The following is a 22,962-nucleotide window of genomic DNA, read 5'->3' as shown; positions in this document are numbered from 1 at the left end:
ATTAAATCATAGCGTTAAAATTAACCTTTAAGTGTCGGCTCAAAAATAGCATTAGGTTAAACAGAATAAATCCCCGTAAATAAATACTCTCTTTTATAAATATCATTAGTTACAAAATAAACACAAAATACCATAAGCTGAAACAACAGATCACCAAAAAACGAAATGTTAAATTAACAAATTGTATGCATTTTGTATTTGTATAATATTTTACAAAATGATACCCCTTATAAAAATTAACTAACTTATGCATTAATATTCTTAATCCTGTATAGAGCAAATTAATACTTAATCTCACATTTACAGCATAGCAAGCGGATTATTGACCACAAAAAAGCCCTTTCAATATCGAATTGAAAGGGCTAAATCTTCATCAATATAAAAACAATATTATTGCAGTTATGGCCAGTGGTTAATTCGCCATAACCGCTTTCATTAACACTTCTGTCGTGAACTTATCATTATTGATAACTGGGAACCTGTCATAGGTTTGGAAGATCACTTGGTCTTGAAACTTGATCATCGCCACTACGCCATATTGGATACTTTTATCGATCGATTTAGCGGGCAATGTAAATTTAAATGGCACAGGTGCTCTGGCGATATTGAAGGTTTTTTGTGCGACGATGACACCTGGAGTATTCAAATCAATAATGGCAATAATGATTTGGCAGCCTTGAGGTAATGGGATCTTCTCTAGATAGCCAGCTGCGCCATTGATGATAATCGGTTGATCAGGTGTTACAGTCACGCAGCCATTGAGCAAGACAGCCATGAGAGAGAACAATATAAACGATTTTATTTTCAGATACATACTAACGTCCTTTTACCATGCGTATCAGGCCTTCTTGGGTAGAAGAAGCCACTAACTCGCCTTGTTGATTGAAAAACTGCCCTCTGACGTAACCTCTGCCACCGCTAGCATTAGGGCTATCGATACTGTAAAGCAACCACTCTCCCATATTAATCGGGCGATGGAACCACATCGCATGGTCGATCGTCGCCATTCGTACCCCAGGACTTAAGAAGGATACACCGTGGGGCTGAGCTGCCGTGACTAAAAAGTTAAAGTCTGAGGCATAGGCGAGTAAATATTCATGGATATGGGCATCATTTGGCATAGGACCATTAGCCCTCATCCAAACATAACGGTACGGCTCGGTTTCTTTAGGCGCAAAAGGGTGCAGTGGATTGACCAATCGCATCTCAATTGGCGCATCGGCCATAAACTTTTCAAGTATGCTCGGCGGTACTTTATCCCGCATCGTCAGCGCCAATTCCTGCTGATTCAACAAACCTTCAGGTCCGGGCACTTGCGGCATAGCGGCTTGATGACTAAAACCTTCCTCAGGTTCTTGGAAGGAGCAGGTCATATGAAAAATTGGTCGACCTTTTTGAATAGCACTAACCCGACGAGCGCTAAAACTACCGCCATCACGCATATTTTCCACTTCATAAACAATCGGCAACTTCTCGTCACCAGCACGTAAAAAGTAAGAATGTAATGAATGGATCTTACGCTCAGCAGCTACAGTCTGTTTTGCGGCGCTCAGTGCTTGGCCCATCACTTGACCACCAAACACATGCCCAAAACCCAGATCTTGGCTTTGACCACGAAAGAGGCCAATTTCAATTTGCTCAAGGGAAAGTAATGATAAAAGATCGTCTAATACCTGACTCATGGGATCCTACTGCGTAATTAGCAATTAATCTTAAAGGGTAACTCAGTTAGCATTAAGCTGACCAGTCTTCTATCGATTATTCACAATCAAATCATCACTCCAACGGTGAGGAATTAAACGAGGCACGCTGGAGTGTCTATGTTATTTATTGTGGTTAGCATTTACGGCTTTATTGAGCCACTTACTGCATTTAAATCGCTATAGATGCAGGCTTAGTTCAAATACAAGCATGATGAATCAATCGATTTTAATGTGATGTTCTAGCGCACTTAACTTAGACCAAGACAAAACCTTATCCTCTCCACAGGAGTGCAAAGTCACGGGGAAGGATTGGTGTAACTGTGGCCACTGCTGCGCGAGGTTATCTGGCGTAAAAAGACCTTCATTAAAATACATAGGCTGAAACTCGACAAACATGCCGTGGCTAACACTGCCCGCTCCGGCGAGTAGATGTTGACCATTTGGCGCCTGTTCACTCACCAAGAAAGCCGTAGTAGCCGTTAATGATTCAAAGGAAAATAGCGGCTGAATCGCACTCGCTAAATGTTTGGCCGTCATCGCAGTTACGGCCTGAGGGCATAAACTATTGACTCGAATATTATGGATTTCACCTTCTAATGATAAGCTATTCACCATGCCGACCAGCGCCATCTTGCTCGCACTAAAACCAACTTGGTGCAAGTCACCGAACAAGGCCGAAACTCCCGTTGTCATCATTATCCGGCCAAAATGCTGTTGTTGCATATAAGGCCAAACAGCTTGAGTGAGATAAAAGCTGCCATTGAGATCGACATCCAATTGCCGTTGCCACTGCTCAAGTTTAATGTGCTCAAAGGGACAAGCACCATAAACGCCCGCGTTATTAATCAAGATATCAATGCGATGCCAGCGTAGGATCACCTCTTCGATCATGCTATTCACTTCATTTCGCTGACTCACATCAAGCACAAAATAAATGCAATCTCCACCGAGTTTAATAATGCTGCAATAAGTCTGCATTAATTCTAAGTTGGCTTGGCTCGTCTGAGTGCCGTCGGTGGAAATTGACTCATAGGACGATAACGGCTGGTCGACGAGTATCACTTTTGCCCCCCGTTCAGCCAACATGATGGCATACGCTCGACCTAACCCAGCCGCAGCCCCAGTGACTAATGCCACCTTATTGTCAAAACGCATCCAAATATGTCCTTATCGGCATTGTTGTAGCGGCAAAAAATAACGAGCATAGGGTAACAACCGCCTATGCTATTTACTAAACAGAGTATTTAGCGTTACGCCTATGTCATGGACAGCACAAAGCCTCCATCGACATTAACTATGGAAACACAGACTTTTTTGATTTTCTTTGAACTTAACGACAAATCTCATCCTGCATCAGTGAACATATGTGCGCCAATTCAAACTCTGTTAAATGCGTTTATTAGATAGTGCTCACTTTCGTGTTAAATCTTGTTATGCTATGCGCTAATTGAGCCCTTGCTCGGTACCATTTCCATTTACCAATAACGACTGGACGCCATGAATCCTTGGATTTTAGCAATAAGACCCCGTACGCTACCCGCGGCCATAGGTCCCCTACTGATAGGCAACATTCTCGCCCTGCATCTTGAGAGTTACAGCTGGTTAATCGCTGCCACTTCAATGTTGTGTGCTGTCTTATTACAAATCGCCGTCAACCTCGCTAACGACTATTTTGATTTTAAAAACGGCATAGATACAGACGAGCGCTTAGGGCCCGTTCGCGTGACTCAAAGTGGTTTAATTTCACCAACAAGCGTTCGCAATGCCATGATATTTTGTCTCTTAATGGCGCTTGCCGTGGGATCATATCTGATTTGGCACGGAGGCTGGCCCATCGCCATTCTCGCCGCAGCCGCTATTTTAGGTGCTCTTGGCTACAGTGGTGGCCCCTATCCCCTCGCCTCCCATGGGCTCGGTGAAGTCGCGGCATTTGTCTTTTTTGGCTTAGTTGCAGTGGTGGGCAGTTATTATTTGCAGGCGGGCGATACGACTATTAATGCTTGGTTATTAGGTTGTGCGATTGGCTTATTCAACGCTGCGATTATGTTGGTGAATAACACTCGCGATATCCGTACCGACACCCAAGCGGGCAAGCATACTCTAGCGGTACGTATTGGCGAAGCTCAGGCAAAAGTGCTTTATCAAGCTTTAATCTATTTGCCCTTTGGCTTAGTCATCGCTGGCTTTTTATTCGGTATTTTACCCGGCTTACCAGTACTACTTGCGGGATTATCTCTGCTTATTGCCCGCAAACTCAGTAGCGATTTTTATGCAGTTTCTGGTGAAGCCTTAAATCCGTTACTCGGCCGCACAGCTAAGTTAACCATGATTTTCAGTACCTTGTTTAGCGTGGGTTTAGTGTTTACCGCATAAGAGTAAATCCGCTAAGCTAATGCTACACCACAGCTCAATGCTGAATATAAAAAGGTTCATATCTTCGATAGATACGAACCTTTTTTATTGGCCGCAGCACGACTTCAATTTGGCTTATTATCGACGAGGGAAATCCTACCCCATTTATTGCCAGATATAACCAGAGATCAGCGTGTTTAACAAAATACCATTAAAGTTGCGTTCGGCATGGGATGAACCATTATGGCCTGCACCAAAACACACGTGTAGCGGTAATAAATGTTCTTCCCGCGGATGACTAAAACGCGCTTCAGGGGCTGATTGCCAATGAGTTAACGCTGTTTTTACCTCGGCAGAACTAACACTTGCCGTTAAAGTTTGCGTCAACCAATGATCAAATTCTGCACTGCGGCTTTGCACTGTGAGATCGCTTGAGAAAAATGCCCGCATATTGTGAAACGACATGCCAGACCCCACGATCAACACCCCTTGGTCCCGCAGCGGCGCTAAAGCCTCCCCAATCGCTATATGGGTTTTAGGATCGAGGCTGTGGACTAACGACATCTGCACCACGGGAATATTCGCCTCAGGATACATCAACTTAAGTGGTACAAAGGTACCGTGATCAAATGCGCGTTCGCTATCTAAGCGGGCTGCGATGCCCTTATCCGCTAGCATATTCGCAATCTGTGCGGCTAATTCTGGCTCACCGGGTGCAGGATATGTCAGCTGATAAGCCTCAGGTGGAAATCCATAGTAATCATACAAAATACTTGGCTTTGAGCTACTCGACAAAGTCACCACAGATTCTTCCCAATGGGCAGTGATCAACACAATCGCCTTCGGAGTTGGCATTGGCGCTGTTACTGAAGTTAAAAATGCACGCAACTCCCTATGATTAACATCATTGAGCAAAGGCATAGGGCCACCACCATGGGGCACAAATAGCACAGGCATACGACTCGCGTTAACTTGCATCATAATCCTCTCGTGTTGATTAACTTATATCTGTACTACTGGCTTTAAACTCAGCGTTTCTCACTTAACTCACTGTTCTACATAACACTTCAATGCACGCTTAAAATGCGGAACGACTCTGCACCAACTGCCGCTGAAATCGCACTAAACGCTCAATAATTTCATCCAGTTTAATAATCAGAAAGAGTCCTGCCGATAAGCTCAATGCCGGCAGTGCATTAATCGGCGCTTCATAGTTAAAGTGGAAATAAATCGCCCCCAGCATAATCGCCAGTAAACCGCTCGCCGATAGCACTCGGTAGTCACGTAGACACAATCCAAGGGCGCCAATCACTTCCATCAAACCAATAAAATAACCAAATCCGGTGGGAAGATTCATTAATGTGAACGGAACATGGAACATAGACACGCTAAATAACTTGGCAAATCCCGAGATGAAAAACACTATGCTCATCGCCAATGTGACGGTTGCAGCGGCGCGATTGAGTGTATTGGCACAAAGGAATAACTTCTGTGTATCAACCTCTGCAACTAAGCCATTGATACTTGAACCCTTAGTATCACATAAGTTTGAAAATCGCATCGCACACACCCCATTAAACGTGATATTTGCCGTCAGTCTTGGGCATAAATTCGCAGACGACGAGCGAGAATGGAATCGATTATGAGCCGATAAAAGATAAATAAATATGGAATAAAATCTAATATCTCATAAACTAATAATTTACGACTTGCGAGCAATCCCAGTGACCTTAGACCAACTGCTGATGTTTAAAACCGTGGCTGAGGCGGGCTCACTCAAAGCTGCTAGTGACAAGCTACATAAAACCCAACCCGCCATTAGCCAAAGTATCAAACAGTTAGAATCCCAACTCGATCTTATCCTGTTTAATCGCGAAGGTTATCGACTCGCCATCACTGAGCAAGGTCGAAAACTGCTGCAACATACCCTGCGGGTACTGAATGAAGCGCAAGAAATGAAGCAAGTAGCGAAGCATTTAGCCAAAGGTAACGAAGCAAGCATCACCTTAGCTTTTGAAGCCTCTTTCAATCTCGCTCGAATTTTGCCGATTTTAGAGCTGACTCAAAATGAGTTTCCCTATACCCAAATTATTCTCAAACAAGAGTTTTTAACTGGTGCACTCGAAGCGCTGAATCAAGATAAAGCTGAAATCATCATCTCCGCAGGCGGAATTGAGCCCATACGTTCGAGCCATTTAGAATTAGCCTATCTTTTTTCCGGTAGCCTTCTCGATGTTGCCGCGCCGCGCATGCTTGAGCGTCATCCGACACTGACCTACGCACGAGAACTCGTTAATGAATACCAAATCGTGATCCAAGATACAGGCTCAGGCACTGCGAATATTGAGTTTGGGGTACAGGCGGGGCAACGACGTTGGTATGTTAATGATTTTTACACCAAAAAAATGCTTATTCAAAGTGGTATGGGCTGGGGCAAGCTGCCGCACTATATGATTGAAGATTCACTCAAACAAGGTGCATTGATTGCACTGGATCTGCGTGAAAGGCAAAACAATATTCAACTCGATTACTATGTGATGCGAAAACCCCACTCACCTTTAGGCCCCGTCGCCCAAGCACTCTGGCAAAAGCTGATCGCCTTTTCATTGAGCTGAATGCTTAAGACTTCAAGCTTCAGGTTTGGTTTTAGTGGCTTTAAATAAGGTGAAGTAACTAAGTTATATGCCCTTATAAAGTCATCGGCCATAAACAAAAACGCCCCTCGATAAGGGGCGTCTTTCATTTCAATAACAGGCTAAACCTTAGATTTAAACCTTAGCTAAGGTGCGCTCTTTGGCGCTCCAATCTAAGTGATATTTCTCGCCTGCTGGGGTATCGATACGCTCAAAGGTATGGGAACCGAAAAAGTCACGCTGACCTTGGAGCAAGTTTGCCGGTAATGTTTCGCAGCGGTAACTGTCGTAATATGCCAGAGCCGAGCTAATACACGGCGCTGGAATACCTTGCATTACCGCAGTCGCTACCGCTGTGCGCCATAGGCCTTGCTTTTCAGATAAGGCTGACGCAAAACTGTCCGCCATCAACAGATTGCTAAGATCAGCATTGTCTTCATATGCTTGAGTGATTGATTGCAAGAAAGTCGCGCGAATAATACAACCCGCACGCCAAATTTTTGCAATTTCAGCAAAGTCTAACTGCCATTTTTGTTCATGGGCCGTCATTGCCATCAACTGGAAGCCTTGGGCGTAACAACACACTTTCGCGCAATATAACGCACTTTCAAGGGCTTCAATCAACTGCGCTTTTTGCGCATCATCGATAGCAGGTGCATTTGGCCCAGCCAATTTCTGGCTGAGTTGTAGACGTAAGGATTTTTGGGTACTTACGGCGCGCGCATACACAGCTTCAGCAATCGTCGGTGCAGGGCAACCAATTTGTAAACTGCTCACGGCCGTCCACAAACCCGTGCCTTTTTGGCCCGCTTTATCTAAGATCATTTCCACCAGCGGTTTACCCGTTAATGGATCAGCTTGTTTTAAGACTTCGGCACTGATCCCCATCAAATAGCTGTTTAAACTACCTTTGTTCCAGCGTTCAAACACATCGCCCACTTCTGCAGCGCTCATGCCTAAACCGTCATGCAGCATTTGATAGGCTTCGCAAATCAACTGCATGTCAGCGTATTCAATACCGTTATGCACCATCTTCACATAATGGCCAGCACCCGCGGGGCCAATATAAGTCGTGCATGGCTCGCCTTCTGTCACGGGATTACCCGGCTCAAAGCGTTCGATAGGTAGCCCAGTTTTGGCATCAACCTTAGCGGCAATCGCTTTCCAAATAGGTGCCACGTGATGCCATGCATCGATATCGCCGCTTGGCATAAGTGATGGACCGAAACGCGCACCGACTTCACCGCCCGAAACTGCAGAGCTGAAAAATACAAACTGACCTTTGTAGCGCGCTTCACGCTCAACAGTGTCAGTCCATAGGCTGTTACCAGTATCGATCACAATATCATCGGACTCAATTCCGGCAGAAATCAAAGCACTACAGACACCATCGACGGGTGCACCCGCGGGAACAGAAAGCACAAAAATACGGGGTTTTGTGAGACTGGCTAACATTTCGGTAAGATTAGCACAGCCAAGAATGCGAGACTCGAGTCCAGCACGTTCCTGTTTTTCTTGCTGTATTACACCATTAACTTTAACAGGATCGAGGTCAAACGCGCTGACGTGATATTGGTTATCTGCGATGTTTAGCGCAAGGTTTTTACCCATAACACCAAGGCCAATTACGCCGATATCATTAAGATTGCTGTGGTTTTGCATTATATTATTCCCACGGGTCACAGAGGTTAGAGCTAACCAATTTTGAGGGGTAATTATACCGATCTTTGTAACTTAATTACCAGAGACATACGATTGGCAATTTCGATTGTGCCGAAAGTACCAATCGTTTAGGTCTCATTTTATCTAGGGCGTGTTGACGTTTCAGGGTTGTTTTTGCAGCGAGTTGGCTGACTTTTATGCAAGGCAAAGCCCGTGCAGTGTAGTTATTCTACATAAACGGGCGATAACGCAGCAGAAACGCTAGCCAAACGCTGCCCGAAGGGTTCGTCTGGCAAGCTCTTGCTCTTTGTCACTCGTCATTTGAGTAGAATAACTACACGTCACTCCTCGTTTCGTGATCACGAGCTTGCCAGAGCGAACAAAATTTAATCTCGAAACGTCAACACGCCCTAGTAGAACCGTCAATTAATGGGCAAGTTTAAGCCCTAAAACACCCAGTAATATCAATATCAAACTGGCGATTTTAAGTAAGCTAACGCCTTCTCCTAAGAGGATAATTCCCGCAATCGCCGTACCCATAGCACCAATGCCGACCCACACGCCGTAAGCCGTACCAATAGGCAAATGCTTAACCGCGAGTCCTAGTAGCAACACACTCACTGCCATCGACGCTACTGTAAAGATACTTGGCCACAAACGCGTAAAACCGTCGGTATATTTAAGCCCTATAGCCCAACCAATTTCAAATAAACCCGCAAGAACTAATAAGAACCAACTCATAGTGAACTCCCATAAAGGGGTCGTCCCCATGTTAGATTAGGCGTATTTAGGGTCGTCCCTAAGCCATTTGATTACAGTAAAACTGTAGGTGATATAGCTGTGCGTGATAACTGTACATGGTGAGAATGCAAGACTAGCAAATTTGAGGTGAAAATTTCAATCTTTGATTTTACCGAAATAAGAAATGCCATGCGCAAAAAGGCGATAGCAAGCTTGGTCAGTTTACTATCGCCTTAATATTTCAACTCTCTATAAGACCTTTACACTCTTTCTATAAAAGCCTTTACGCTCTATTTCTTACACTAAGGCATCGGCATAACCCATGCGAGTGAGCGCGGTGCGCACTAGCTCTAAGGTCTGTGGATCTTCTATGGTCGCTGGCGCGGTATATTGCTGATTATCAGCAATTTTTCGCATAGTACCGCGTAAAATTTTACCTGAGCGCGTTTTAGGTAATTTTTGAATCGCACTCACTAACCTAAAGGAGGCGACGGGACCAATCTCTTGGCGTACCAAGGTTATTAACTGTTTATGCAGCTCTTCATCACTGATCGTCACGCCTTTCTTGAGTACCACTAATCCGAGGGGAACTTGGCCCTTAAGCGCATCATCTACCCCAATTACCGCGGCTTCGGCCACATCAGGGTGTTGACATAACACTTCTTCGAAGCGTCCCGTCGATAACCTGTGCCCCGCTACGTTTATGATGTCATCGATACGACTCATAATGTAGAGATAGCCGTCTTCATCGGTATAACCCGCATCGCCAGTTAAGTAGTAACCCGGATACATAGACAAGTAACTATCTTGATAGCGTTGATCATTTTGCCACAGTGTCGTCAATGTCCCCGGCGGTAGAGGCAATTTAATCACTACATTACCCGAAGTATTGGCCGCAACTTGCTCACCTAATTCGTCCAGCACTTCAACCGCATAACCCGGCACAGGTAAAGCTGGCGAACCTGGTTTAATGGTAACCGGCGCTGTGCCCATCAAATTTGCTGCGACAGGCCAGCCCGTTTCGGTTTGCCACCAGTGATCAATAACAGGTTTAGCGAGTTTAGTGTGTGCCCAAACTAAGGTATCGGGATCGCAACGTTCCCCCGCCAAAAACACATTTTTAAGACAATTTAAATCAACACCTTGTAGATATTCACCGTCAGGATCTTCACGCTTGATTGCGCGAATGGCCGTCGGCGCGGTGAAGAAGCTTTTGACCTTATATTTGGCAATCGTGCGCCAAAATGCGCCGGGATCTGGCGTTCCCACAGGTTTGCCTTCATACATTAAGGTGGTGGCGCCCACCAGCAGTGGCCCATACACAATGTAAGAATGACCCACAACCCAGCCCACATCGGACGCAGCCCAAAACACATCACCCGCTTGAATATCGTAAATATGCTGCATCGACCAAGCCAGAGCCACGGCATGGCCACCATTATCGCGTACCACACCTTTAGGCTGACCCGTGGTGCCTGAGGTATAAAGCACATACAAGGGATCGGTAGCCTTGAGGGCGACACAATCGGCCTTAGGTGCAGTTGCTAATGCGGCTTGCCAATCTAAGTCACGACCCTCAAGTAAATCGGCCTGATACTGGCTACGATTCAAAATTAGGCAGTGATCAACCTGATGCACTGACTGCGCTAACGCTTTATCTAACAGAGGTTTATAAGGAATGACACCTGAGGGTTCGATACCGCAAGATGCCGACAAGACCAATTTAGGCTTAGCATCATTGATCCGAGTCGCGAGTTCATTGGCGGCAAAGCCACCAAAAACTACCGAATGAATCGCGCCTATGCGGGCGCAAGCCAACATAGCGAAGGCGGTTTCGGGCACCATAGGCATATAAATCACAACACGGTCGCCCTTCCCTATACCAATAGATTGCATAAAGCCCGCGAGTCGGCTCACTTGAGCCTGTAACTCCCCGTAGCTAATGCCGTATTCAGTATCAGTAACAGGACTCACATACTGGATAGCCACTTGGTCACCGCGTCCAGCCAACACATGGCGGTCAACGGCGTTATAACAAGTGTTCATCTCACCATCGGCGAACCAGTGATAAAACGGTGCCTGCGATTCATCGAGCACAGTTTGCGCCGGCTTAATCCAATCGAGCGTCTTCGCCGCTTCTCCCCAGAATTCGGCTTTATTAAGCAAGGATGCTTGGTGCAACGCTTGATGTTTTTGTTGGTTCTGTTTTTGATTTGTGGCTTGCGCTACAGATGCATTTTGCTGTTCGGTCAACATATGTCCTCCAATCAGGACTGCGACTCACATCGTCAGCCGCAATAACTACCCCTTCCTGCTTCTATTATTAGCAAGGAGGTCTAAAGCCCACTATTAGACGTTAGCCTATAACCAGAAGATATTTGTGGTTTTATGTGAGAACACTAATTTAAAGCACACGTTTTAATCTCACGGCACAGGCTTATGGCAATTGGGATTGACACTTTTTTGCCAACAGAATAAAAGCCAAAATCTTTACCTTTACGTAAACTTCATATATCTTGCTTAAAACTGATTATTTAGGGTGCATGAATGAGCGCAACGAACACACCACAAACGACTTACTCGATCAGTGATCTCTCAAAAGAGTTTGATATCACTACTCGTAGTATTCGTTTTTACGAAGACCAAGGTTTGCTTAAACCTAAACGCCGCGGCCAAACCCGTATTTATAGCCTCAAAGACAGGGTGCGTCTCAAGCTCATTCTTCGCGGTAAACGCTTGGGCTTTTCTTTGGCAGAAACCCGTCGCTTGTTCGAATTATACGATGCCGACAAGAGTAGCACCTCACAGCTCAATACCATGCTAGCGCTAGTGGAAGAAAAGAAGTCCGCACTACAACAGCAAATGGACGACATCAAAGTCGTATTAATGGAACTCAATTCCGCCGAGCAGCAGTGCCGTTTAGCCTTAGAAGATAACAAAACGGCAAAAGCCTAAATCCCCGTTGACACAAAATCAAATCAATTTGATGACGATAACGACTACGGATTTAAGTACAAGATTTAAAAGACTCAAGCACCTAAAAATCATAAAAACTATAACAATCTGAAATTAGAACATCTGAAAGGACACAAGCAATGAACTCTCTCTACACAAGTCTAAATTTTGGCCTAGGCGAAGACGTCGATATGCTGCGCGATGCAGTGCAGGATTTTGCCGCGAATGAAATCGCCCCAATTGCCGCGAAAGTGGATCACGACAATGCCTTTCCCAATGAACTTTGGCCTGTGCTTGGAGGAATGGGACTGCTCGGAGTAACTGTACCCGAAGAGTTCGGCGGCGCGAACATGGGCTACCTAGCCCACGTCGTTGCAATGGAAGAAATCTCCCGTGCATCAGCTTCTATCGGCCTAAGTTATGGCGCCCACTCAAACCTGTGTGTCAATCAAATCAACCGTAACGGTAATGCCGCGCAAAAAGCCAAGTACCTGCAAAAACTGGTGAGCGGTGAGCATATTGGCGCGCTGGCCATGAGTGAGCCAAACGCGGGTTCTGACGTGGTTTCGATGAAGCTGCATGCCCGTAAAGAAGGCGACCGATTCATCTTAAACGGCAACAAAATGTGGATCACTAACGGTCCAGATGCACACACCTATGTCATTTACGCGAAAACCGACTTAACCAAAGGCGCACACGGTATTACCGCCTTTATCGTTGAACGTGATTCGAAAGGTTTTAGCCAAGCGCAAAAGCTCGACAAACTCGGCATGCGCGGCTCTAACACCTGCGAACTGGTGTTTGAAGATGTAGAAGTACCAGAAGAAAACATTTTAGGCGGACTCAATAACGGCGTAAAAGTGCTGATGAGCGGCCTAGATTACGAGCGCGTCGTACTGTCTGGCGGCCCGCTGGGGATCATGAATGCCTGTATGGACATCGTTGTGCCTTACATCCACGAGCGTGAGCAATTTGGTAAATCGATTGGTGAATTCCAACTAGTGCAAGGCAAGTTAGCCGACATGTACACAGGCATGAATGCCGCCAAATCCTATGTCTATAACGTGGCAAAATCCTGCGATCGCGGTGAAACCACCCGTAAAGATGCTGCAGGCGCCATTCTTTATAGCGCAGAACTCGCCACCAAAATGGCACTGGATGCAATTCAACTGCTAGGCGGCAATGGCTATGTCAACGAATACGCCACAGGCCGCTTACTGCGTGATGCCAAGCTGTATGAAATCGGCGCCGGCACCTCAGAAATTCGCCGCATGCTGATTGGCCGCGAACTGTTCAATGAGTCGAAATAACGCGAGTTTAAATAATCTCTCACAAGTGAATGGGTAGCACCTCACTGTAACTTACAGTTTGCGCCACCCATTCGAGCAAGGTGATACCGAGTTTCCGCTTTATAAGGACAATCAAAGTGACGCAATTAAGCAGTCGTATCAACGCCCGTAGCGATGAATTTAAAGCAAAATCCGACGATATGGCCGCCCTAGTGGCCGATCTTAAAACTAAACTCAATAAAATCGAACTCGGTGGCGGCCCTGTGGCGCTAGAGCGCCATTTATCCCGCGGTAAATTGCTGCCACGTCAACGTGTTGAAAAGCTGCTTGATGCAGGCTCACCCTTTTTAGAGCTATCGCAATTTGCGGCGTTTGAAGTCTATGACGAAGAAGTGCCCGCAGCGGGCATTATCGCAGGTATCGGCCGTGTGAGCGGTGTTGAGTGCATGATCATCGCCAACGACGCAACAGTTAAAGGCGGCACTTACTACCCGATTACCGTTAAAAAACACCTACGCGCCCAAGATATTGCCAGCCGTTGTCACTTGCCTTGTATCTATTTAGTCGACTCAGGCGGCGCTAACCTGCCCCGCCAGGATGAAGTCTTCCCCGACCGCGACCATTTCGGCCGCATCTTTTACAATCAAGCGCAAATGTCCGCTAAAGGCATACCGCAAATTGCAGTGGTGATGGGCTTATGTACTGCAGGCGGCGCCTATGTGCCGGCTATGGCGGATGAATCGATTATCGTAAAAGATCAAGGCACTATCTTCTTAGCAGGCCCACCATTAGTCAAAGCGGCCACAGGTGAAGAAGTCAGCGCCGAAGAGTTAGGCGGCGCCGAAGTGCATACTAAAATTTCCGGCGTAGCGGATCATTTAGCCCAAAACGATGAGCACGCGTTAGAGCTTGCCCGCCGCGCGGTATCACGCCTGAATCATCAAAAAGAAATCAAATCACTCTTAAGTCCTGTCAAACCACCGAAGTTCGACATTAGCGAACTGTACGGCATTGTCGGCACCGACTTGAAAAAGCCCTTTGATGTTAAAGAAGTGATCGCCCGTATCGTCGATGATTCTGATTTTGATGAGTTTAAAGCCAACTATGGCGCAACCTTAGTATGCGGTTTTGCCCGTATTCACGGCTACCCCGTCGGCATTGTCGCCAACAACGGCATTCTGTTCTCTGAGTCGGCGCAAAAAGGCGCGCACTTTATTGAACTGTGCTGCCAGCGCAAAATTCCGCTGCTGTTCCTACAAAATATCACCGGCTTTATGGTGGGTAAAAAGTACGAACACGAAGGCATAGCCAAACACGGCGCCAAGATGGTGACCGCAGTCTCTTGCGCCAATGTGCCTAAATTTACTGTGATTATCGGCGGCAGCTACGGCGCGGGTAACTACGGCATGTGTGGCCGCGCGTTTGAACCGACCATGATGTGGATGTGGCCTAATGCCCGTATTTCTGTGATGGGCGGAGAGCAAGCCGCAGGCGTTCTCGCCACAGTGCGTCGCGACGGTTTAGCCCGTAAAGGTGAAGAATGGTCGCTTGAGGATGAAAAAGCCTTTAAAGCGCCAATTGTCGCCCAGTACGATAAAGAAGGTCATCCGTATCATGCCAGCGCCCGTTTATGGGATGACGGCATTATCGACCCAGCGCAAACCCGCGATGTGGTCGGCCTTGCCCTATCGGCAGCATTAAATGCTCCTATCGAAGACACCCGCTTTGGTGTGTTCCGTATGTAAAGACACATGTGAAAAACATATGTCACACAAGAAGATAGGGGAAAGAATAATGACAGACACATTAAAAAGCGCTAGCGGCAAAAAGGATTTAAGCAACTTACAGCACGTGAGCCATGCGCTCAATAACGGCGTTGCAGAGCTTATTTTAGATCGCAGCGATGTGCACAATGCCTTCGATGAAGTAATGATTAGCGAGATGATTAGCGTCCTTAGCTATTTTGCTGAGCACAAGCAATGCCAAATGCTGGTACTCAAAGCGAACGGCAAAAACTTCAGCGCCGGCGCCGATCTCAATTGGATGCGCAAGCAAGCCAAAATGGACTTTGAGCAAAATCTAAATGATGCCAAAGCCTTAGCAAAACTGATGCAGGATCTTGATACTTTTCCTAAGCCCACCATTGCACTTGTGCAAGGTGCAGCCTTTGGCGGCGCACTGGGGTTGATTTGCGCCTGCGATATCGCTATCGCCACGACGCGCGCCAGCTTTTGCTTAAGCGAAGTGAAACTCGGATTAATTCCAGCGGTAATTAGCCCTTATGTTGCCCGCGCTATGGGTAACCGTGCATCGCGCCGCTACATGCTGACCGCCGAGCGTTTTAGTGCAGAAACCGCATTAAAGCTTAATGTCATTCATGAGATCAGCGATGACTTAGACGCCGCCGCAAAGCCGATGATTGATGCTCTGCTAGCCAATAGCCCGCAAGGCATGGCATGGGTCAAAACACTGCTGTCGCATCTTGAAGACGGCGTGATAGACCAAAAAACCATTGATTACACTAGCGAGCGTATCGCCCGCATTCGGGTATCGACCGAGGGCCAAGAGGGCTTAAACGCCTTTTTTGAGAAACGTCAGCCTAACTGGCAACAAGCGCACTCCGCGCCCTCTCCAACGCCAATGCAAAAGCCAAGTGATACCCAAGGAGCCCTTTGATGTTGACCAAGCACATGTTTACCAAACTATTGATTGCTAACCGCGGTGAAATCGCCTGTCGCATCATCAAAACGGCCCATGCCATGGGCGTTCGCACCGTTGCCCTATATTCCGATGCCGATAAAGAAGCGCGCCATGTCGCCATGGCCGACGAATCCTTCTATTTAGGCGGCAGCGCACCGGCAGACTCCTATTTAAAGGGTGATTTGATTATCGACATCGCCAAAAAAGCGGGCGCACAAGCGATTCACCCAGGTTATGGTTTCTTGTCTGAAAATGCCGACTTTGCCCGTAAATGTGAAGCCGCTGGCATCACCTTTGTTGGCCCAGGCAGTGATGCTATCGATGCCATGGGCAGCAAAAGCGCCGCTAAATCTATTATGACTGCGGCAAACGTGCCCTTAGTGCCGGGTTATCACGGCGATGACCAAACCGATGCGACCTTAAAAGCTGAGGCACTGAAAATCGGCTTCCCTATGCTGATTAAAGCGGCTTATGGCGGCGGCGGTAAAGGCATGCGTATCGTCGAGAATGAAGGCGAAATCATGGAAGCCGTTAACTCGGCGCGCCGTGAAGCGGCCTCTTCTTTTGGTAACGATAAGTTATTGATGGAGCGTTATTTACGCCAGCCGCGCCACGTCGAAGTGCAAGTGTTTGCCGACACCTTTGGCAACGCGATTTACTTATCGGATCGCGATTGTTCGATTCAACGTCGCCACCAAAAAGTGGTCGAAGAAGCACCTGCGCCCGGTTTAAGCGATGCACTGCGTGCCCAAATGGGTGAAGCAGCCGTCGCCGCAGCCAAAGCTATCGATTATGTTGGCGCGGGGACTGTAGAGTTTCTGCTCGACACAGACAATAGCTTCTATTTTATGGAGATGAACACCCGTCTGCAGGTTGAGCATCCAGTGACTGAGATGGTCACAGGCCAAGATTTAGTGAAATGGCAATTGATGGTCGCCAGTGGTCAGCCATTGCCCCTTAAGCAAGATGAAGTGCGGATCCACGGCCATTCCTTTGAAGTGCGTATTTATGCCGAAGATCCACAGAATGAGTTTTTACCCGCCAGCGGTAAGCTCAACTTTTTACGTGAACCCGAGCAAAGTAAATACGTGCGTATCGATTCGGGCATTCGCGAAAACGATGTGATCAGTAACTTCTACGATCCTATGATTGCCAAGCTTATTGTCTGGGATGAATCGCGCCCGCGCGCCCTGCAACGTTTAGTGCATGCGTTAGAGTCGTATCAAATCAGCGGTCTTAAGCACAACATTGAGTTTTTGGCGAACATTGCCGAACACCCAGCGTTTGCCAATGCCGACTTTAGCACTGACTTTATTGGCCGTTATGGCGACACCTTAATTGGCACAGCTTCAAGCGAAGCTGACACTGCGCTTGCCTTTGCCGCGCTGTATCAAGTGCTTGCCCGTAAAGAAGCCGCCAAAGCGCAAGCTGTCAACAGCGCCGATCCTTACTCTCCTTGGGGTCAAGTGAGCGGCTTTAGACTCAACAGTTGCAGTCAGCACAATATTGCCCTGCTCGATGATGCCCATGAATTGCAGCAGTTAGTGATGCTCGATTTAGGCGGCATGTATCAGCTACCGCTGCACGGTCAAGATTGGTTACTCAATGGCGAGCTGAAACAAGATTTACTGCTCGCCGAAATCAACGGCCATAAGAGTAAAGTGCCCGTTAGCGTCCAAGGTGATGACTTTACGCTGTTTTTATCCTCTGGCAGTTACCACTTTAAAGCAGTGCAAACACTCGTGGTCGAAGAACAAGCCAGCAATGCTGACAAGTTAAAAGCGCCCATGAACGGTACGGTAGTGACCCATTTAGTCGATGTCGGCACACAAGTGAAATCGGGCCAAGGTTTGCTAGTGATGGAAGCCATGAAGATGGAATACACCATCGAAGCCCCCTTTGATGGCATAGTCACTGAGTTCTACTTTAAGGCGGGCGAGCTGGTGACCGATGGCGCAACCTTGCTTAACGTTGAGCCGTTAGAGACAGACGAGCCAACCGCGATCAAGGAAGCCTAAGATGTCGTTAGCCAATCTAAGCCAAGCAGCGAACGCCAAAGACACGGTCAGCATCTTCGAGATGGGCGCACGCGACGGCCTGCAAAACGAAGTCGCAGTGTCGACGGCAGCTAAAATCGCCTTGATTGAATCGCTGGCAGGTGCGGGGCTTAAGCGTATCGAAGCGGGCAGTTTTGTATCACCTAAATGGGTGCCACAAATGGCCGATTCTGCCGATGTGCTCAAGCAAATACAGCGTCAAAGCGGTGTGGTGTATAGCGCGCTCACACCCAACGTTAAAGGCTTTGAACTGGCACTGGATGCAAAAGCGAGTGAGGTGGCAATATTTGGCGCCGCCTCACAAAGCTTTAGTCAGCGCAATATCAACTGCTCGATAGAAGAGTCGATTGAACGCTTTATCCCTTTGATGGAATTAGCAAAAGCACACAATATTCCGGTGCGCGGCTATGTGTCCTGCGTGCTAGGTTGCCCCTATGAAGGTGAGATAGCGGTCAGTGAAGTGGCCCGCGTGTCTGAAATCCTTTACAAAATGGGCTGTTACGAAATATCGCTCGGTGACACTATCGGTATCGGCACGCCGCAAAAAGCCCGTAGAATGCTGCAAACTGTGGCTGAACGTGTGCCTATGGATAAACTGGCGCTACACTTTCACGACACCTATGGCCAAGCACTCGCTAACATTTTGGCCTGCTTAGACTTAGGTGTGCGGGTGTTTGACTCCTCGGTTGCGGGTCTTGGTGGTTGCCCCTATGCCAAAGGCGCATCGGGCAATCTTGCCACCGAAGACTTAGTGTATATGCTGCACGGCATGGGATTCGAAACGGGTATCGATTTACAAAAACTCGCGTTAGCAGGGCAAGCTATCAGCACGCAGTTGAATCGCAACAACGGCTCGAAAGTAGCCACAGCCCTGTTAGCAAAATAGAACAAAAACAATTAACGACAACAACCGTTATTAAAAACGCGCGTTATTTCCCGCGCGTTTTATACAGCATAAAAGGACATCACAATGGCAGGACTCAATAAAGTCGTCAGCAGCTATGAAGAAGCGTTAGCAGGCTTATCGGACGACATGACCATTATGGTCGGCGGCTTTGGCCTATGCGGCATTCCAGAAGGCTTAATCAATCAAATGGTTAAGATGGGCGTTAACGGCTTAACGGCGATATCAAACAACGCGGGCGTTGACGATTTCGGCCTTGGCTTACTGTTAAAACATCGCCAAATCGCCACTATGATCGCCTCTTACGTGGGTGAAAATGCCACCTTTGAACAGCAAATGCTCTCTGGCGAACTGAACGTGATTTTAACGCCCCAAGGCACGCTGGCGGAAAAGATCCGCGCAGGCGGCGCAGGTATTCCGGCATTTTTCACCGCTACAGGCTACGGCACGCCAGTCGCTGATGGTAAAGAAACCCGCGAAATCAAAGGTCGCCATTACGTGTTAGAAGAATCGCTGACCGCAGATTTTGCCTTAGTGCGTGCATGGAAAGCCGATACCATGGGTAATTTGGTGTTCCGTAAAACCGCCGCCAACTTTAACCCTATGATGGCGACCGCGGGCAAAATCACTGTGGTTGAAGCCGAGTTTATTGTTGAGCCGGGCGAGCTAGATCCAGATCATATCCACACGCCGGGCATCTATGTTGACCGCGTTATTCAAGGCACGTTCGAGAAACGTATCGAGCAGCGAACGGTAAAAGCCGCGAAATAAAAGGCGCTGGCAAAACCTTGAAACACAGTTAACGCAATTGGCACTTAGCTCCCTAAAGTAAAAAACTAAGGGTAAAATCCTAAGAGTAAAGGCCAAAGCGTCAAAGCCAAATAGAAAGGATAGATATCATGGCATTATCAAGAGAACAACTGGCTCAACGCGTCGCCAAAGAATTAAAAGATGGCTACTACGTCAACCTCGGCATTGGCATTCCAACACTGGTGGCCAACTACATTCCCGAAGGAATGGAAGTCATGTTGCAATCAGAAAACGGCCTACTCGGCATGGGTGAATTCCCGACCGAAGACACCATCGACCCGGATTTAATCAACGCGGGTAAACAAACCGTTACCGCAGTCAAAGGCGCGTCGTTTTTTTCTTCAGCCGAGAGCTTTGCCATGATCCGTGGCGGCCATGTGGATTTAACCGTACTCGGCGCCTTTGAAGTCGATGTCAATGGCTCTATCGCCTCATGGATGATCCCCGGCAAACTCATCAAAGGCATGGGCGGCGCGATGGATTTAGTCGCGGGCGCCGAAAACATTATCGTGACTATGATGCACGCCGATAAATACGGCAATTCTAAACTGCTACCCGTGTGCGAATTGCCGCTAACAGGTTACGGCTGCATTAAACGTGTCGTCACAGATTTAGCCTTTATCGAAATCAAAGATGGCGCATTCCATTTACTCGAGCGCGCACCAGGTGTCAGCGTCGAAGAAATCGTCAGCAAAACCGCCGGCAAGTTAATCGTGCCAGAGCATGTACCAGAAATGGTGTTTTAAGCGTTCAGTTTAGCTTTGCTTCTTAACATCACTGCTCAAGTTTTATACATTAAAGCTCAGAAGATAATTCTGAGCTTTTTGTTTATCTAGCAATTAGTTAGCGCTGCGACTTGAGAACTAATCCTAGTCAATTGCACAACTCATTCATTAGTATGAATTACCTGATTAACTCATTAGATTTGAGCAAATGACCTCTTGAAAAAGCGATAATACGCGCCAAATTGTAGGCTATAGCTCATTGCAGTTCGTGATAAGGATGCGGAACGAATACCTTAAGGCCTATAAAACACTAACTAATTGTATATATTAAACAATGCCAAAATAACACCTAAAAACTATCCGCACAAAGCCAGAGGAAAGCTTATGTACCAGATTGCGATTGTGATATTTGATGAATTTACCGATATCGATTTCTTCTTAATGCGCGATATTCTCGGCCGTACAAAAACCGATTGGACAGTAAAAGTACTCGGGACCAAACCTAGCCACATATCAAGCTTGGGGATGACGGTTGCAACCGATGGTCATGTGGCCGAAGTCGCTGATGCCGACGTGGTATTATTCAGCAGTGGTTACAAAGGCGTACCTGCGGCACTTGCTGATACTGAGTTTATGTCCGCCCTTAAATTAGATCCCACACGACAATTGCTTGGCAGTATCTGCGCTGGGTCATTCTTCTTTGCCAAATTAGGGCTACTCGACAATCTTTCAGCAACGACTCACCCCGATGCAAAACCTGCCCTAGTTGCCATGGGCGTCAATGTGGAAGACTCTGCTCTTGTTATCAATGGCAATATTGCCACTGCGGGTGGATGCTTGTCCTCACTCTATTTAACCGGCTGGGTCGCAGAGCGTTTATTCGACAGTGCGAAACGCCGCGAAATTCACAGGCAGCTTATTCCTGCCGGGCAAACAGATATTTTTGAAGCATTAATCCAATCCTCCATCTCCGCGGCCATTCGTTAAAAGTGATGTAGATACTCTCGATGAATGAAAAAGATCCCATGATAAAACTTAAAAATCTTCTCGAGGCTATAAAAGCCGAGCATCAAATAACCACCCATAATGAACTTGTGGCTTTGCTATCGCAAAATGAATTACTCATTCAGCAAATCCAAACTGCTGATGCGCAGTATTGGGTCAATTTTGCTAAGAATACCTTCGATGGTTGGTATTGCATTCGAACACCTATGCTCAGTACCTTTCATGTTTACTACCAAGAACGTGGGCAAAACTGTTGGGGAGAAGATGTTTTTACCGAGCAAAGTGAAGCCATAGCAGCGGTTATTTTTATGTCTGGTATTTGGGACCAAGTCCCCTAGCACTAAGCAAATAAAAGCCTGCTCACTCATCCTATATTTTCACCTTCACGAATGGCGATATGTAACGAATCATTACGCGACTTTCAATATCGAAATCATCATGTTAGGGTGAGTGCTTAGATTGACTCATAATAACAGACACATTTTTAGCGCTCTGTTTAACTCTCTCATTGTCCAAAGGAGCGGTATCTATGGACTGGCTTATTATTGCACTCGCGGGCTTTTTAGGCGGCATGCTCAATGCAGTTGCCGGTGGAGGCAGTTTTATTACCCTATTAGCGTTAGTGTTTGTCGGGGTTCCACCGATTGCGGCGAATGCCACGGGGACAGCCGCGCTGCTGCCTGGTTATATCGCCAGTGCATGGCGTTTTAGAAAGGATATCGAATATCCGGCGAGTCTTAGCCTTAAAAATCTGATCTTAATTGCTTTAATTGGCGGCAGTATTGGCGCGGGTATTTTGCTGACCACCAGCGAGCAAGTCTTCGCAAAGCTGATCCCTTGGCTGATTCTACTGGCCACCGCGGCCTTTATTGTTGGCCCTTGGTTACTCAAACGAAGAATCGCTGAGCAAGGCGAAAACACCTCTACGCCAATGTTAAGTCCGATAACGGCACTGATAATGCTGTCGGCTGTGTGTATCTATGGCGGTTATTTTAATGGTGGCTTAGGCATCATACTACTCGCAAGCTTTGGCCTGATGGGGCAAACCAATCTACATGGGATGAACGGACTTAAAAATCTGATTTCAGCCCTGCTCACCGCCATCGCAGTTGTGGTTTATGCCGCGGGCAATGTTATTGATGGGCAATATCTGTTACTGCTTGCCGTTATGGCGATTGTCGGTGGTTATGTGGGGGCGGCGCTGGCCTACCGTATTTCACAGCCCTTGCTACGCGGCTTTATTGTGATCGTCGGTTTAGCGATGGCTTTAGGCTTTTTCATGCGCTAGTTTTTCATGCGTTAGTTTTCATACGTTAGGCTTTTGATTTGTGAAGCTTAAACTCATAAAAGCTGGACAGGCGAGTTTTCGATACAAGGTCTCACCGGATAAATTGCCCTTATGTGACTGACTTGTTACTCTGATCCA

The 22,962-nt window shown here is 47.0% G+C and carries 21 protein-coding genes; 13 read left to right on the top strand and 8 right to left on the bottom strand.

All coding sequences use genetic code 11. The annotated features are described in order from the left end of the window. Positions 1 to 412: 412 nt before the first annotated feature. The 3 genes from CKQ84_RS16205 to CKQ84_RS16195 form a co-directional block, all read right to left on the bottom strand. Positions 413 to 814, bottom strand: a complete 402-nt coding sequence (locus CKQ84_RS16205; RefSeq protein ID WP_028761096.1) for a YbaY family lipoprotein — start codon at positions 812 to 814, stop codon at positions 413 to 415. A 1-nt stretch (position 815) separates the two neighbouring features. Next, entirely contained in the window at positions 816 to 1,682 is an 867-nt protein-coding gene (gene tesB, locus CKQ84_RS16200; protein WP_028761097.1) for an acyl-CoA thioesterase II, read from the bottom strand. 237 nt (positions 1,683 to 1,919) lie between these two features. Further along, the gene (locus tag CKQ84_RS16195; RefSeq protein ID WP_105252057.1) at positions 1,920 to 2,858 is read right to left on the bottom strand and encodes an SDR family NAD(P)-dependent oxidoreductase; all 939 of its coding nucleotides are present in this window, start codon (positions 2,856 to 2,858) and stop codon (positions 1,920 to 1,922) included. Positions 2,859 to 3,200: 342 nt separating this feature from the next. Between CKQ84_RS16195 and CKQ84_RS16190 the strand changes: the two genes are divergently transcribed. Further along, positions 3,201 to 4,076, top strand: coding sequence for a 1,4-dihydroxy-2-naphthoate polyprenyltransferase (locus tag CKQ84_RS16190; RefSeq protein ID WP_028761099.1), 876 nt, complete (start codon positions 3,201 to 3,203; stop codon positions 4,074 to 4,076). Between the two features lie 144 nt (positions 4,077 to 4,220). Here CKQ84_RS16190 and CKQ84_RS16185 read toward each other — a convergent pair whose 3' ends face one another. After that, positions 4,221 to 5,036 carry a class III extradiol ring-cleavage dioxygenase gene (locus tag CKQ84_RS16185; protein ID WP_105252056.1) on the bottom strand — a complete coding sequence of 272 codons (816 nt, stop codon included), beginning with the start codon at positions 5,034 to 5,036 and terminating at the stop codon, positions 4,221 to 4,223. A 97-nt stretch (positions 5,037 to 5,133) separates the two neighbouring features. Continuing rightward, positions 5,134 to 5,616, bottom strand: a complete 483-nt coding sequence (locus CKQ84_RS16180) for a DoxX family protein (RefSeq protein ID WP_105252055.1) — start codon at positions 5,614 to 5,616, stop codon at positions 5,134 to 5,136. 163 nt (positions 5,617 to 5,779) lie between these two features. Here CKQ84_RS16180 and CKQ84_RS16175 point away from each other — a divergent pair, with 163 nt between their 5' ends. Then, a complete protein-coding gene (locus CKQ84_RS16175) occupies positions 5,780 to 6,670 on the top strand; it encodes a LysR family transcriptional regulator (protein WP_105252054.1) in 891 nt (296 codons plus the stop codon). Positions 6,671 to 6,823: 153 nt separating this feature from the next. Here the strand turns inward: CKQ84_RS16175 and gndA are convergent, their stop codons facing one another. The 3 genes from gndA to CKQ84_RS16160 form a co-directional block, all read right to left on the bottom strand. Further along, complete coding sequence (gndA, locus tag CKQ84_RS16170) at positions 6,824 to 8,350, bottom strand: NADP-dependent phosphogluconate dehydrogenase (RefSeq protein WP_105252053.1); 1,527 nt, start codon at positions 8,348 to 8,350, stop codon at positions 6,824 to 6,826. 426 nt (positions 8,351 to 8,776) lie between these two features. After that, positions 8,777 to 9,091, bottom strand: a complete 315-nt coding sequence (sugE, locus tag CKQ84_RS16165; protein ID WP_011789592.1) for a quaternary ammonium compound efflux SMR transporter SugE — start codon at positions 9,089 to 9,091, stop codon at positions 8,777 to 8,779. A 297-nt stretch (positions 9,092 to 9,388) separates the two neighbouring features. Further along, entirely contained in the window at positions 9,389 to 11,347 is a 1,959-nt protein-coding gene (locus CKQ84_RS16160; protein ID WP_105252052.1) for a propionyl-CoA synthetase, read from the bottom strand. A gap of 291 nt (positions 11,348 to 11,638) precedes the next feature. Here CKQ84_RS16160 and CKQ84_RS16155 point away from each other — a divergent pair, with 291 nt between their 5' ends. The 11 genes from CKQ84_RS16155 to CKQ84_RS16105 all read left to right on the top strand — a co-directional run bounded on the left by CKQ84_RS16155 (position 11,639) and on the right by CKQ84_RS16105 (position 22,824). Then, on the top strand, positions 11,639 to 12,046 hold the full coding sequence (locus CKQ84_RS16155; RefSeq protein WP_006082318.1) for a MerR family DNA-binding transcriptional regulator: 408 nt from the start codon (positions 11,639 to 11,641) through the stop codon (positions 12,044 to 12,046). Between the two features lie 140 nt (positions 12,047 to 12,186). Next, positions 12,187 to 13,356 carry an isovaleryl-CoA dehydrogenase gene (locus CKQ84_RS16150; RefSeq protein WP_105252051.1) on the top strand — a complete coding sequence of 390 codons (1,170 nt, stop codon included), beginning with the start codon at positions 12,187 to 12,189 and terminating at the stop codon, positions 13,354 to 13,356. Between the two features lie 116 nt (positions 13,357 to 13,472). Continuing rightward, positions 13,473 to 15,080, top strand: a complete 1,608-nt coding sequence (locus CKQ84_RS16145; protein WP_105252050.1) for a carboxyl transferase domain-containing protein — start codon at positions 13,473 to 13,475, stop codon at positions 15,078 to 15,080. A gap of 49 nt (positions 15,081 to 15,129) precedes the next feature. Beyond that, on the top strand, positions 15,130 to 16,011 hold the full coding sequence (locus tag CKQ84_RS16140; RefSeq protein WP_105252049.1) for an enoyl-CoA hydratase-related protein: 882 nt from the start codon (positions 15,130 to 15,132) through the stop codon (positions 16,009 to 16,011). Beyond that, the gene (locus CKQ84_RS16135) at positions 16,011 to 18,053 is read left to right on the top strand and encodes an acetyl/propionyl/methylcrotonyl-CoA carboxylase subunit alpha (RefSeq protein WP_105252048.1); all 2,043 of its coding nucleotides are present in this window, start codon (positions 16,011 to 16,013) and stop codon (positions 18,051 to 18,053) included. The genes CKQ84_RS16140 and CKQ84_RS16135 overlap by 1 nt, the downstream gene beginning before the upstream one ends. A 1-nt stretch (position 18,054) precedes the next feature. After that, positions 18,055 to 18,978 (top strand): hydroxymethylglutaryl-CoA lyase, encoded by a 924-nt coding sequence (locus CKQ84_RS16130; protein WP_105252047.1) that lies wholly within the window; start codon positions 18,055 to 18,057, stop codon positions 18,976 to 18,978. Between the two features lie 84 nt (positions 18,979 to 19,062). Then, positions 19,063 to 19,767 carry a CoA transferase subunit A gene (locus tag CKQ84_RS16125; protein ID WP_105252046.1) on the top strand — a complete coding sequence of 235 codons (705 nt, stop codon included), beginning with the start codon at positions 19,063 to 19,065 and terminating at the stop codon, positions 19,765 to 19,767. Between the two features lie 128 nt (positions 19,768 to 19,895). Then, positions 19,896 to 20,552, top strand: coding sequence for a CoA transferase subunit B (locus CKQ84_RS16120; protein WP_105252045.1), 657 nt, complete (start codon positions 19,896 to 19,898; stop codon positions 20,550 to 20,552). A 363-nt stretch (positions 20,553 to 20,915) separates the two neighbouring features. Beyond that, positions 20,916 to 21,518 carry a DJ-1/PfpI family protein gene (locus CKQ84_RS16115; protein WP_105252044.1) on the top strand — a complete coding sequence of 201 codons (603 nt, stop codon included), beginning with the start codon at positions 20,916 to 20,918 and terminating at the stop codon, positions 21,516 to 21,518. A 38-nt stretch (positions 21,519 to 21,556) separates the two neighbouring features. Beyond that, positions 21,557 to 21,874: a cytoplasmic protein gene (locus CKQ84_RS16110; protein ID WP_105253088.1), complete on the top strand. Its 318-nt coding sequence runs from the start codon at positions 21,557 to 21,559 to the stop codon at positions 21,872 to 21,874. A 191-nt stretch (positions 21,875 to 22,065) separates the two neighbouring features. Beyond that, a complete protein-coding gene (locus CKQ84_RS16105) occupies positions 22,066 to 22,824 on the top strand; it encodes a sulfite exporter TauE/SafE family protein (protein ID WP_105252043.1) in 759 nt (252 codons plus the stop codon). Positions 22,825 to 22,962 lie beyond the last annotated feature (138 nt).

It is taken from the genome of Shewanella sp. WE21, assembly GCF_002966515.1.
Lineage (GTDB): Bacteria > Pseudomonadota > Gammaproteobacteria > Enterobacterales > Shewanellaceae > Shewanella > Shewanella oncorhynchi.
The sequence above is the reverse complement of the archived record's forward strand: the minus strand, read 5'-3'. Positions and strand labels throughout refer to the sequence as shown.